The sequence below is a fragment of the Pseudomonas sp. FG35 genome, assembly GCF_057809295.1.
On record NZ_JBMDJR010000003.1, the window covers coordinates 381,590 to 393,863 of the forward strand.

Consider the following 12,274-nt stretch of genomic DNA (forward strand, 5'->3'; position numbering starts at 1 on the left):
TGTTTGCCTGGCACGACACCTTTCAGGAGTTTCAAGCGATGGATGCAATCATTCTCGACCTCGGCGGCGACATCAAAGGCGACAGCCTGCTCGAGGGTTACGCGGACAAGATCGAAGTCATGTCCTACAGCCACAACGTGGCGATGCAAGTCACCAACGACGTCAGCAACTCGGAGCGCACCTCCGGCAAACCCCACGTCGGCGAGTTCACCCTGACCAAATTCGTCGACACCTCCACACCGTCGCTCAACGAATACTGCTGTGCCGGCAAGCCGATCCCGGAAGCCAAGATCACCATCGGCCGCAACGCCGCTGAAGGCAGCGGGCAACTGCTGCCCTTCATTATTTACACCCTGACCAACGTGGTGATTTCCAACGTCAGCGTCAGTGGCGGTACCGGCGGCAAACCGGTGGAAACCCTGTCCCTGAACTTCACCAAGATCAAATGGGAACTCACCGCGCAGAAAGACGACGGCACCAAGGAAGGCACGGCTGCCTCGACTTGGGACATGGCCGCCAACAAGCTCGTCAGCTAACCCGGCGGCGCGGCCATGGCAGGCACCGGCTTACTTCCACCGCTGTTCGAACGCCTCGCCTCGAGCGAGGGCGACGGCGCGCGGGAGTTCGATCGGCAGGATTTGCTCGACTCGGTGCACACCGAGCTCGGGCGCCTGTTCAACACCCGCCGTGGCCCGCGCCCCCTCACCTCCCCGCCCAGCGTCATCGATTACGGCATCGCCGACTGGAGCGCCCTGCAACAGCAGCGCAGCGATGACCGTCGTCGGCTGGCGCGGGACATTCGCGAAGCCATCACCCATTTCGAACCGCGCCTGCTGCTCGGCGAAGTTCAAGTCAATCCCCTGCCCGAGCACCCGCAGCGCCTGAGCATTCGCCTGCTCGGCGAGTTGCGCAGCGGCTCGCAGCACTGGCCGGTGGCATTTGTCATCGAGCCCGGCAACGAAGGGCTGGAGGTGCGCAATGAGCGACTCGATTGACCCGCAATTGCTCGACTACTACCAGCGCGAACTGACCTGGCTGCGACATGCCGGCGGACAGTTTGCCGAACGCTATCCGAAAGTCGCGCGACGTCTGCAGTTGTCTCCCGGCGAATGCCCGGACCCACACGTCGAACGATTGCTGGAAGGTTTTGCCCTGCTCGCCGCACGTCTGCAACGGCGGCTGGATGACGACTACGCCGAGTTCAGCGACGCATTGCTCGAACAGCTTTATCCCCTGGCCATGCGCCCGCTGCCGTCCTGCGCGATCGTCCAGTTCGAACCGGACCCGAGCAAAGGCAACCTCGACGGCGGCTATCCCCTGCCCCGGGACACGCCGTTGTTCGTCACCACCAGCAAGGGCGAAAGCATTCACTTTCGCACCAGCGCCGCCGTGCGTTTGTGGCCGGTTGAAGTCAGCGAAGCGTTGTTGCTGGGCAGCGATGAAGCGCAGGCGCTGACCGGTGTGGCGCAGTCCCGCTCGGCGTTGCGCCTGAGTCTGCGTTGCCTCGGCGACAGTCAGTGGTCGGAGCTTGGCATCGAACAACTGCGCATTCACCTGGCCGCGTCACCGGTGGTCAACGCCAACCTCTATGACCTGCTCGGCGCCCACGCGGTGCAGGTGCTGGCCGGCTCACCGGGGAGCATTCCCGCCCGCGTGAAAGGCCTGCCGAAGATCGTCGGTTTCGCCGACGACGAAGTGCTGCTGCCGGACGAAGACGGCGTGCATCCGGGCATGCGTCTGCTGGCCGAATACTTCGCGTTCCCGGACAAATTCCACTTCTTTGATCTGCCCCTGTCCGGTGTTTCGAGTGACAGCCAGACGCTGTATCTGTACATCGTTTTTGACCGGGCGCCGGCCGGCCGATTGCACTTGCAGGCCACTGAAATCGCCCTCGGCTGTGCGCCGGTGATCAACCTGTTCCCGCGTACCTCGGAGCCGCTGCGTCCGGACGGCACCCGCAGCGAATATCGCCTGATCGCCGACAGCCACCGTGAAAACAGCGTCGAAATCCACAGCATTCGCAGCATGCGCGCCAGCTCCGCCAGCGGGGTGCAACGGCTGCCGGCGTATTTCGGCAGCCAGCACAGCAGCGGTGACCGGCAACGTTACTGGCATGCGCGGCGAGTCAACGGACAGACGCCGAACCGGCTCGGCAGCGATCTGCTGGTCAGCGTCGTCGACACCCGTTTCGAACCGCAGACCGACCTGCCCGATTACAGCCTGACCGCCGAACTGCTGTGCACCAATCGGCATCTGGCCCAGAGCCTGCCCGCCGGTACGCCGCTGGGTTTCGAACGGCCGGGTCCGGTGGCGTGGGCACGCTTGCGCAATCCGCCGAGCCCGCAAAGCCTGCCGCGACTGGACGGTGATTCGCGCTGGCGGCTAGTGTCGCAACTGACCCTCAATCACCTGTCGCTGGTCGAAGGGCCGCAGGCGCTGGATGCGCTGAAGGAAATCCTGACCCTGCACAACCTGCGCGATGAGGCCAGCGCCCTGCGCCAGATCGAAGGATTGCTGAACCTTGGTTGCGAGCGGGTGATCGGCCATGTCGGCGCCGACGCCTGGCGTGGCTGGCGCAATGGACTTGAAGTGCAATTGCAACTCGATCCACAGCATTTCGTCGGCAGCAGCGCGGTGTTGTTTTCAGCGGTGCTCGCGCAGTTCTTTTCGGTGTACGCCACGGCCAATCGCTTTGTGCGCACGGTGCTCATGCAGGCAGACAAGGAGGTCAAGGCATGGCAACCCCAAGCCGGCATGCCCCTATCGCTCTGACCCTGAGCCAGCGCCTGCGCCGTGATCCGCAAGCGTTCGAATGGTTGCAGGCGTTGCTGTTGCTGGAGCGCGAACAGCCGCAGGCCGACGCGCTCGGTTCGGGTACATCGCCACAGGCCGAAGCGCTGAAATTGCGCGGGCCGCTGACGCCGTTGTTCGCCGCCAGCCAGATCGAAAGCCTGGAGGAAAACCCCGGTGAACCGCTGACCCTGAACTCGCCGATGTTCGGCCTCGGCGGCCCCGACGGCCCGCTGCCTTACGCTTATCAGGAATGGCTGCAACAACGGGCCCGGGCCAAGGATCATGCGCCCGCCGAGTTCCTCGACCTGTTCCAGCATCGGCTGCTGAGCCTGCTTTACAAGGTGATGCGCAAACACCGGATCGCCCTCGGTTTCACCACGCCCGGCGCCTCGCCAGTGCAGGCGCAACTGCGGGCGCTGACCGGGTTGTTGCCCAAATCCCTGCAAGAACGCCAGGCGGTTCCCGACTGCGCCGTTCTGGCCTGCACGGCGTTGTACGCCGATGGCCGTCGGTCGTTGGCGGGGTTCGCGGCGATTGTCCGCGAGCAATTTGCCGTGGCGGTGGAACTGAGCGCTTATGAAGGGGCGTGGCGTGAAATTCCACGCGCCAGCCGCAGCGTCATGAAGGCCGGCGGACGCAATCTGCAACTCGGCCGTAGCGCTGTCGCCGGTACTCGGGTCTGGGATGAACATGCCGGAATTCGTCTGACGCTGGGGCCGCTGCCATCGACGCAGGCCGCGCGCTTCTTGCCGGACGGCGAAGCGCATCCGGCACTGGCGAGCCTCGCTGCGCTGTATTTCGGCCCGGATCTAGACGTGAAACTGGTGCTGCTGGTGCGCGGTGCGGGGCCGCTGCAACTCGGCCGACAAACCCCGGCCCTGTTGAGCTGGAACGGTGGCCTGCAACGGCAGACCAGCCTGGCCGTGCAACGGATCGAAACCCGCCTGCGTCAGCTGGAGATCACCTGAAATGGAACTGGCCAGCCTGATCGGACGCCTCAACCCGGACAACCGCCGCGCCCTCGAACGTGCCGCGCAACGGTGCTTGCAGCGCGGGCATCACTTTGTCGAGATCGAGCATCTGTTGCTGGAGTTGCTGGATATCGAGGGCGGCGATTTTGCTTTTCTGCTGCCGCGCTTCGGGCTGGAGCGTGATGCGCTGACGGCGGAGATCAACAAGGCGCTGGACCTGTTCAAGACCGGCAGCACGCGCACGCCAGCGCTGTCCTCGCACACGCTGGGATTGCTGGAAGACGCCGTGGTGCAGGCCAGTGTGCTGGGGATCGACAGCATTCGTTCCGGGCTGCTTTTATTGGCGTTGATCGACCGTGACGAGCGCCGCAGCCTGCTGCTCAACAGTGCATCGTCATTGCTGCGAATTCCGAAAGAAGCCTTGCGCGCAAACCTGCTGGAATGGACGGAAAACTCCCGTGAGCACGTTGGCCCGCGCTCTGTGTCTTCGGGGAGTCCAACGCCACGGCAAGACTCGGTGCTCGATCAATACACCCAGGATCTGACCGCCGATGCTCACGCCGGGCGCATCGACCCGATCGTCGGTCGCGATGGCGAAATTCGCCAGTGCATCGACATTCTTTTGAGGCGCCGGCAGAACAACCCGATTCTGGTCGGTGCGCCGGGCGTAGGCAAAACCGCCGTGGTCGAGGGCCTGGCGCTACGCATCGCCGCCGGGGATGTGCCGCCGTCGTTGCAGGAAGTCAGTTTGCGGGTGCTCGACCTTGGTTTGCTCCAGGCTGGGGCCGGGGTCAAAGGCGAATTCGAACAGCGGCTCAAAGGTGTGATTGACACGGTTCGCAGCGCCGACAAGCCGATCATCCTGTTCATCGATGAGGCCCACACGCTGATCGGCGCTGGCGGTACCGAAGGTGGCAGCGATGCGGCCAACTTGCTCAAACCCGCGCTGGCCCGAGGTGAGTTGCGCACGCTGGCCGCCACGACCTGGATGGAATACAAAAAATATTTCGAGAAAGACCCGGCCCTCGCCCGCCGCTTCCAGCTGGTGCAGGTGGAAGAGCCGGATGAAATCACCGCCGTGGAAATGCTCCGTGGCGTCGCCGCCAAACTCGAACAGCACCACGGCGTGCAAGTGCTGGATGCCGCGATCCACGAAGCGGTGAAACTCTCGCATCGCTATATCTCTGGCCGCCAGTTGCCGGACAAGGCCATCAGCGTCCTCGACACCGCCTGCGCCCGGGTTGCCCTCGGACAGCACGACGTGCCGCCACCGCTGGAGAGCCTGCGCCACCGCCAGCAAAGCCTGAAAGAAGAAGTCGAACGCCTGCGCCGGGAACAGGCCACGGGACTGGATCACCGCGAGCGCATCACCCTGCTGGAAAGCGAATCGAAGACCAATGTCCAGGCCATCCGCGAACTGGAAACCCGTTGGAGTGAAGAGCGCGTCGCCGTGCGCGAACTGCTCGACACCCGTCGCGAGTTACTGGCGCTGAGCGAAAGCGCCGACAGCGACAAGCCCGACGAAGCCATCGACAGCCGCATCGATCACCTCGCCGCCGAACTGCTGCGCCTGGAAGCCGGACTCGATGCGATCCGCCAGGACGATCCGCTGGTACCCGAACAGGTCGACGGCAAAACCGTCGCCGCCGTGATCGCCGGCTGGACCGGCATCCCCGTCGGCAAAATGCTCGCCGACGAAGCCCATGCCGTGCGCACCCTCGGTACACGCATGGGCCAGCGCGTGATGGGCCAGAGCACCGCACTCAATACCATCGCGCAACGTTTGCAGGCCTACCGCGCCGGGCTCACCGATCCGCAAAAACCGGTCGGCGTATTCCTGCTGGTCGGCCCCACGGGCGTGGGCAAAACCGAAACCGCTTATGCCTTGGCCGACGCGCTGTATGGCGGCGAACGCAATCTGATCAGCATCAACCTTTCCGAATATCAGGAAGCCCACACCGTCAGCCAGCTCAAGGGCGCACCGCCCGGTTACGTCGGTTACGGAAGCGGCGGCGTGCTGACCGAGGCCGTTCGGCGCAAGCCGTATTCGGTGGTGTTGCTGGATGAAATCGAGAAGGCGCATCCGGATGTGCTGGAAGCGTTTTACAACGTGTTCGACAAGGGCTTGATGGAAGACGGGACCGGGTTGGTGGTCGACTTCAAAAACACCGTGATGCTCGCCACCAGCAATGTCGGCGCCGAATTGCTGCTCGATACACCGACTGCACAACTCGGCTCGGAAGCGTTCAACGAGGCGCTGCACAAAGTCCTCCTGCAAGCCTTCCGCCCGGCGTTTCTGGCACGCATGACGGTGGTCGCGTATCGGCCGCTGGATGAGCAGACGCTTGAAGGGATCGTGTTGGCGAAGCTGGAGAAATTGCGCGGCCGTTACAAGGCTGCGACGGGCAAGCAGTTCGAGTTCGATTCGGGAATCGTCAAAGCCGTGCTCGCAAAATGCAGCGCAGCAGGCGCGCGGGATGTCGAGAACGTTTTGATGACGCAGGTGACAGGGAAATTGGCGGAGTGGGTGTTGGAATGACCGCCGTCAACGAGAATTGACGGAACGCAAAAATGGCACCCGCGCAGGAGACGGAGTAATGACAGAAGCGGATTTTTTGAATGCGGTGCTGCAGGCAGCAGGTGTACACCCAAAGCTGCAAGATACCGATGAACCAAGTCAATTTACGAAGAGCTGGGTTTCTGAAGGTCCTTGGGAGAGTGCTGCGCAAGTTGAGATAGCTCACCATCTACGACGTGGTTACGGCATCACAACGAAAATTCGCGAAATCAGTTACCCGGAGCCTTACTCCAGCGAAAAGGTCGATTTCTATTTCGAACTGCAAGATGAGTCCTACGCCATTGAAATAAAAGTAGAAAGCACGAACGGCTTATTCGGCGGCGCAAACTTACAGGAATCGATCACCCGTGACGTTTACAAATTAAGCGGTTTTGTGGCTGACCACCGATGGGTCGTGGTCATAGCCACCAGCCAAAAAAATTGCGAGCTGCTTGATTTCACCTTGAATCGCGGGGACTCATGGTCTCGAGATGTGGAGGGCCAGTTCAAGGCTTACCTGTGCAACATTGACACGTACCCACACGGACTGCCCATCGATCGTTCAAAACAACTTTCCGCACCTTTCAACTTTATAACCAACTACTACAAATAATCTCAGCCGCTTTTCCCAACAGAGGGCACACTAATGAATCAAAGGGGACAGATTTATTTATGAAGCAAATAAATCCGCCCCCTTTCTCATCCCCTTTTTTCGCTCAGTTTTTTCTGAACAGACACCGAGGACAAAACCATGGCAATCACTTTAGCCCCGCCCCTTGCGAACGAAGGAAGTTTCGAACTAAAACTTATCAACAAATCACTGGCATACCTCATTAATGTCGGTAATGACCCAGGGGAACTGCACGAACTCAACACGCTATATTATGCGAATCGCGGCAACCTGTTCCTCGACGCAAAACCATGCACCATTATTGATGAGCGAAACTTCAGCAGAGGTCGATGGACGCCCACCGCAGATTATGGAAGCCTGAACATTCACGAACTCCGGGCGCACCTTCCCGCTGCGATGGCGCAAGATGCAAAGGTAAAAAATGGCGATAACGAAATAGACTTGATTGTTTCGTCCGACCAGCGTCTTGTCATCATTGAATGCAAATCAGGTGACGCGTCCAGCAGTGGATCGCAAACCAATAGTTATGTTGAAACATTGCTGGAACGCGGCAACAATCACAATCACAGTTATTTCGCGTATTGTCATGACTCAGCAAAATCAGACAACCATTATTTTTCTTTCTTTCAAAAAATCTTCAAGGCCATCTCTGAAACCAGGCCTAGCATTTATAAAGACGCCACTGATTACTTCAAAAAATTCACCTATACCGGAAAGCCAGAAGTGGATCTCGCCGTAATTATCGACGATTACGCGACAACTAATAACATCACCAAAACATTGGATACGGACTACGCCAAAGTCATTTTTCTGAATGAGATACTCGACGACAAAGCAGGTTTCAAACTCCACTACTTTCATGTCCCGACCGGTAGCAAGAGCAATATCAGAGACGCTACAGTCAAGCTCATCAACAAAAATTATCTGACAGCGACCGCCTATGATGACACCCGGGCATTCTGGCTAAAACTCTATTTATATTTGAAAGACAACCCAGTCCGCTGAATCTCCTGCCACTCCCATCGCGGCTCAGTCTTACATGAACATCCAGCGCGAGGACTCACGATGCCCCGCTCCACCGACAGCACCACCACCCTCTCCCTCACCGCCACTTCGCTGTCGGCGCTTTACCCTGAGTCGCTGTCGGGTGATGAAGCGCTCAACGCACTAAGCGCACAAATCCTCAACGGACTCAACGACGGTACCTCCCTCACCCTGACCAGTGCCATCGCCACCCACGTCACCACCACCCTGCACAACGACGCCCAACTTCGCCCGTTCGACGCTCTGGTCGCCGAAATCCGCCAGCTCCCCGCCGACGCGACCGCCGAACGCTATAAGCTGGTTCTAAGGCCATGGCTCTGGTGGCTGACCCTGGCCAGCAACAACCGGGTATTCCAGAACCTCGTCACCTCGGACATCGTCACTTCGATCTTCAAAGCTCACGGTTTCACCGATTTCAAACTCTCACTGACCGGCAGCTACACCCCACGCGAATACTGCGTGCAGTACGGCGAAACCGATTTCGCCTTCGTCTCGCGCCTGCTGGAGGAGGAAGGCATTTTCTGGTTCTTCACCCACGAGGACGGCAAGCACACGCTGGTGCTGGGTGATAGCAACGACGCCTTCGTGCAGATCCCCAACGGGCCGAAGGTCAAATACCTGGGCCAGCAATTGGGTGAGCGCGAATTGCATGGCATCCGCTCAGGCCAGGTGTGCCTGCAAGCGGTGGCCGGCGTGTACAAGGCAACGGATTACGAATTCACCACACCAACCACTTCACTCTATGGCCAGGCCGAAGCCGTCGCCGGGCCGCGTTCGATCTATGAGCATCCGGGTGGTTACAACGCCAAGGCTCGGGGCGATGCATTGACCAAACAACGGGTAGACGGGCTTCGCAGTGAAGAGAAACGCTTTGTTGGCGAAAGCGACTGCCGCTGGCTGATTCCAGGCCACTGGTTCACCCTCGACGGCCACGAAGACGCGAGCCTGAACATCGACTGGGTCGTCACTCGGGTGACCCATGACGCCAGCCACGAAAGCTATCGCAATCGCTTCGAGGCGATCCCCAAGGCCACGCCGTTTCGTCCGCAACGCCTCACGCCCAAACCGCGCATGCACCCGCAGACCGCCATCGTAGTCGGCAAGTCCGGCGAGGAAATCTGGACCGACGAATACGGCCGGATCAAGTTGCAGTTCCCGTGGGATCGCGACGGCAAGAACGATGAAACCAGTTCCTGCTGGGTGCGCGTGGTGCTGCCGTGGAGCGGCAAGGGTTTCGGCATGCAGTTCGTGCCGCGCATCGGTCAGGAGGTCATCGTCACCTTCATCGACGGCGATCCGGACCGGCCGCTGGTCACCGGGTGCGTCTACAACGGCGATAACGCCCTGCCCTATGCCTTGCCGGCGAACCAGACACAGTCGGGGATCAAGACTCAATCGTCCAAGGGCGGCGGTGGGTTCAACGAGCTGCGTTTCGAGGACAAGAAAGACGCCGAGGAAGTGTTCCTGCAAGCGCAGAAAGATCTGAAGATCAACGTGCTCAACGACACCACCGCCACCGTCGGCCACGACGAAACCCTCACGGTGCAGAACGCCCGCACCCGTACGGTCAAGGACGGCGATGAAACCGTGACGCTGGAGAAAGGCAAACGCAGCGTCACGATCCAGACCGGCAGCGATAGCCTCGATGTAAAGGACAGCCGCACAGTGAAAGTCGGCGCCGACCAGAACCACAGCACCGGCGGCAACTACACCGACAAGGTCACCGGCGATTACAGCCTGACGGTGGACGGCAACCTGACGATCAAGGTCAGCGGCACCCTCACCCTGCAAAGCGGCGGCAGTTTCACGATCAAGAGCGGTGCAGATCTGGCGACTTCGGCCAGCACTTCGATCACCCAGAAGGCCGGCACCGCCATGACCAATCAGGCCGGTACTTCACTGGACAACAAAGCCGGGACGACGCTGACCAACGACGCCGGCATCAGCCTGACCAACAAGGGCGCGGCCTCACAGACCGTGGACGGCGGCGGCATGCTGACCATCAAGGGCGGGCTGGTGCAGGTCAACTGACAAGGAGAAGCCATGGCGATCACACCGCTGGATCTGCAGCAGGATGACAAACACCTCAAGGGGCGATTGCAGAACGGCCAGCTCGACGGCCCGTTGAACATCAAGGATGACGGGCGCCCGCAGGCGGATCTGAATTACAGCCAGGGCGAATTGCAGGGTACGTCCCTGCTCTATCACCCCAATGGCAAGGTTTCGGCGCAGATGCCGTTTGTGCGTGACAAGCTGCAAGGCATTGCCAGTTTCTACGCGCCCGAGGGCTGGCTGCAGCGCAAGGCCAGCTATCGGCGCGGGTTGTTGCATGGCGAGGCGTTCAATTACTTTCCGGACGGGCAAGTGGCGGAGGCCGAGTTCTATCGCGATGGCGTGCGTGAGGGGCGCTATCAGCGCTTTCATCCCAACGGCAAGCCGGCGGTGGATGCGCGTTATCTGAATGGGCAGTTGATGGAGCCGGAGCAAGGGTTTGCCGAGGACGGGCGGCCGCTGGATGCCGATGGCAAACCGATTTCCCGGGTGCGCTGGTGGTTTCGCAAATGGACGGATCCGGCGCAGGCCTGACTCAGGGAATCAACATCTGCATCTGCCCCGGCATCACGATCTTGATCACCCCCGCCCAGTTGCACATCAACGTGCTGTTGGCATCAATTGCCGGCATCCCGCCCAGCAGCAGGGTCGGCGCGCCGCCGGGGATCCACGGCGTGGCGGTGGCGGGAATGCACGGCATCGGCGTCAACACGCCCAGCGCCGCAGCCGTGGCAGCCGCGACCATCGGGTTGGCCATGCTCATGCACATGCCGAACGTGGTGACGTTGACCAGCGGAATATGATCCATGATGTTCGCCGCCGGCATCCCGCCAGTCAGCGTGCGATTGACCGGCAGCACGTTGAGCACCGCCGGTGCGGCGCCGAAACTGCATTGCAGGGTGGCGCTGGCACAGACTTGCGGGCAGCCCATTTCAAAGCTCCTTCGTGAACAAGGCATACGCGCTAAACCTTAGTCGCCTGCGGCCCGCCGCGCACATTCCCAAAGGTGATTATCGTCCAACACGCTAACCTATAAGACCGAACCGCGCTTGTGACCGCCCGAGCGCGCCATTAGATTAGCCAATGATGTCTGGCCTCCAAAATAAGCAGAAGGGATAAGCATGGCGCTTACTGACCAGTCCACCCGTATCCGCTCTGGCGAAGAACTCGATGCCAGCCTGATCGATCCGTACCTCAAGGCGCACATTCCGGGCCTGACCGGCACGCCGCAGATCAGCCAGTTTCCCGGCGGCGCGTCGAACCTGACCTACCTGCTGGAATACCCGGACCAGGAATTTGTCCTGCGCCGTCCGCCGTTCGGCCACAAGGCCAAGTCCGCCCACGACATGGGCCGCGAATTCCGCATCCTCAACCAGTTGCGCGACGGTTTCCCGTATTGCCCGAAAGCCTACGTGCACTGCACCGACGATTCGGTCATCGACGCCGAGTTCTACGTGATGGAACGGGTCAAGGGGATCATCCTGCGCTCGGACCTGCCGCCGGAACTGGGCCTGGATTCGGCCAAAACCGAAGCCCTGTGCAAGAGTTTCATCGACCGTTTCGTCGAGCTGCATCGGGTCGACTACAAAGCCTGCGGCCTCGGCGACCTGGGCAAGCCTGAAGGCTACGTCGCCCGCCAGATCAAAGGCTGGAGCGAACGCTACGAGAAAGCCCTGACCCCGGACGCACCGCACTGGGAACAGGTCAAAGCCTGGCTCAACGACAAGATGCCGGCCGATCACCCGACCTCCAGCATCGTCCACAACGACTACCGCTTCGACAACGTCATCCTCGACCCGAGCAACCCGATGCAGATCATCGGCGTGCTCGACTGGGAACTGACTACCCTTGGCGATCCATTGATGGACCTGGGCAACACCCTCGCCTACTGGATCCAGGCCGACGACCCGGCACCGGTGCAACTGATGCGCCGCCAGCCGAGCCACGCCCCGGGCATGCTGACGCGCCGCGAATTCGTCGATTACTACGCCGAGCGTTCGGGCATCCAGATCGACAATTTCGACTTCTACTACACCTACGGCCTGTTCCGCCTGGCCGGCATCGTGCAGCAGATTTACTACCGCTTCTTCCATGGCCAGACCCAGGACAAACGCTTCGCGCAGTTCATTCACATGAACAAACTGCTGGAGCAGATGAGCCTGCAGGTCATTGCCAAATCCAGCCTCTGATGACGGCGTTATAACAAGGCTTACTACAAGGGAATCC

Annotated in this window: 11 protein-coding genes; 10 read left to right on the forward strand and 1 reads right to left on the reverse strand. The window is 60.6% G+C overall.

Annotated features, from left to right (window positions below; genetic code table 11):
- Positions 1 to 38: 38 nt before the first annotated feature.
- From ACODTD_RS08295 to ACODTD_RS08335, 9 genes are all read left to right on the forward strand, one after another.
- Entirely contained in the window at positions 39 to 536 is a 498-nt protein-coding gene (locus tag ACODTD_RS08295; RefSeq protein ID WP_007958866.1) for an Hcp family type VI secretion system effector, read from the forward strand.
- Between the two features lie 15 nt (positions 537 to 551).
- Positions 552 to 995: a type VI secretion system baseplate subunit TssE gene (gene tssE, locus ACODTD_RS08300; protein ID WP_489104716.1), complete on the forward strand. Its 444-nt coding sequence runs from the start codon at positions 552 to 554 to the stop codon at positions 993 to 995.
- Positions 979 to 2,772, forward strand: a complete 1,794-nt coding sequence (gene tssF / locus ACODTD_RS08305) for a type VI secretion system baseplate subunit TssF (RefSeq protein ID WP_489104717.1) — start codon at positions 979 to 981, stop codon at positions 2,770 to 2,772. The genes tssE and tssF overlap by 17 nt, the downstream gene beginning before the upstream one ends.
- The gene (gene tssG / locus ACODTD_RS08310) at positions 2,736 to 3,761 is read left to right on the forward strand and encodes a type VI secretion system baseplate subunit TssG (RefSeq protein ID WP_489104718.1); all 1,026 of its coding nucleotides are present in this window, start codon (positions 2,736 to 2,738) and stop codon (positions 3,759 to 3,761) included. Before tssF ends, tssG begins: the two co-directional genes overlap by 37 nt.
- 1 nt (position 3,762) lies before the next feature.
- Positions 3,763 to 6,303 (forward strand): type VI secretion system ATPase TssH, encoded by a 2,541-nt coding sequence (gene tssH / locus ACODTD_RS08315; RefSeq protein ID WP_011334782.1) that lies wholly within the window; start codon positions 3,763 to 3,765, stop codon positions 6,301 to 6,303.
- A gap of 58 nt (positions 6,304 to 6,361) precedes the next feature.
- A complete protein-coding gene (locus ACODTD_RS08320; protein WP_050761167.1) occupies positions 6,362 to 6,934 on the forward strand; it encodes a hypothetical protein in 573 nt (190 codons plus the stop codon).
- 138 nt (positions 6,935 to 7,072) lie between these two features.
- Positions 7,073 to 7,957: a hypothetical protein gene (locus ACODTD_RS08325; protein WP_011334784.1), complete on the forward strand. Its 885-nt coding sequence runs from the start codon at positions 7,073 to 7,075 to the stop codon at positions 7,955 to 7,957.
- A gap of 60 nt (positions 7,958 to 8,017) precedes the next feature.
- Positions 8,018 to 10,027 carry a type VI secretion system Vgr family protein gene (locus ACODTD_RS08330; RefSeq protein WP_011334785.1) on the forward strand — a complete coding sequence of 670 codons (2,010 nt, stop codon included), beginning with the start codon at positions 8,018 to 8,020 and terminating at the stop codon, positions 10,025 to 10,027.
- Positions 10,028 to 10,039: 12 nt separating this feature from the next.
- Entirely contained in the window at positions 10,040 to 10,582 is a 543-nt protein-coding gene (locus ACODTD_RS08335; RefSeq protein ID WP_489104719.1) for a toxin-antitoxin system YwqK family antitoxin, read from the forward strand.
- A 1-nt stretch (position 10,583) separates the two neighbouring features.
- On the opposite strand, the gene ACODTD_RS08340 is transcribed toward ACODTD_RS08335, so the two are convergent.
- Complete coding sequence (locus ACODTD_RS08340) at positions 10,584 to 10,979, reverse strand: DUF4280 domain-containing protein (protein ID WP_007958887.1); 396 nt, start codon at positions 10,977 to 10,979, stop codon at positions 10,584 to 10,586.
- Between the two features lie 190 nt (positions 10,980 to 11,169).
- On the opposite strand from ACODTD_RS08340, the gene ACODTD_RS08345 reads away from it, so the two are divergent.
- Complete coding sequence (locus ACODTD_RS08345) at positions 11,170 to 12,237, forward strand: phosphotransferase family protein (protein ID WP_489104720.1); 1,068 nt, start codon at positions 11,170 to 11,172, stop codon at positions 12,235 to 12,237.
- Positions 12,238 to 12,274: the final 37 nt, after the last annotated feature.

Coding starts and splice junctions, on each gene's coding strand:
- ACODTD_RS08295 (WP_007958866.1), top strand. CDS start 39: ATGGATGCAATCATTCTCGACCTCGGCGGCGACATCAAAGGCGACAGC.
- tssE (WP_489104716.1), top strand. CDS start 552: ATGGCAGGCACCGGCTTACTTCCACCGCTGTTCGAACGCCTCGCCTCG.
- tssF (WP_489104717.1), top strand. CDS start 979: ATGAGCGACTCGATTGACCCGCAATTGCTCGACTACTACCAGCGCGAA.
- tssG (WP_489104718.1), top strand. CDS start 2,736: ATGGCAACCCCAAGCCGGCATGCCCCTATCGCTCTGACCCTGAGCCAG.
- tssH (WP_011334782.1), top strand. CDS start 3,763: ATGGAACTGGCCAGCCTGATCGGACGCCTCAACCCGGACAACCGCCGC.
- ACODTD_RS08320 (WP_050761167.1), top strand. CDS start 6,362: ATGACAGAAGCGGATTTTTTGAATGCGGTGCTGCAGGCAGCAGGTGTA.
- ACODTD_RS08325 (WP_011334784.1), top strand. CDS start 7,073: ATGGCAATCACTTTAGCCCCGCCCCTTGCGAACGAAGGAAGTTTCGAA.
- ACODTD_RS08330 (WP_011334785.1), top strand. CDS start 8,018: ATGCCCCGCTCCACCGACAGCACCACCACCCTCTCCCTCACCGCCACT.
- ACODTD_RS08335 (WP_489104719.1), top strand. CDS start 10,040: ATGGCGATCACACCGCTGGATCTGCAGCAGGATGACAAACACCTCAAG.
- ACODTD_RS08340 (WP_007958887.1), bottom strand. CDS start 10,979: ATGGGCTGCCCGCAAGTCTGTGCCAGCGCCACCCTGCAATGCAGTTTC.
- ACODTD_RS08345 (WP_489104720.1), top strand. CDS start 11,170: ATGGCGCTTACTGACCAGTCCACCCGTATCCGCTCTGGCGAAGAACTC.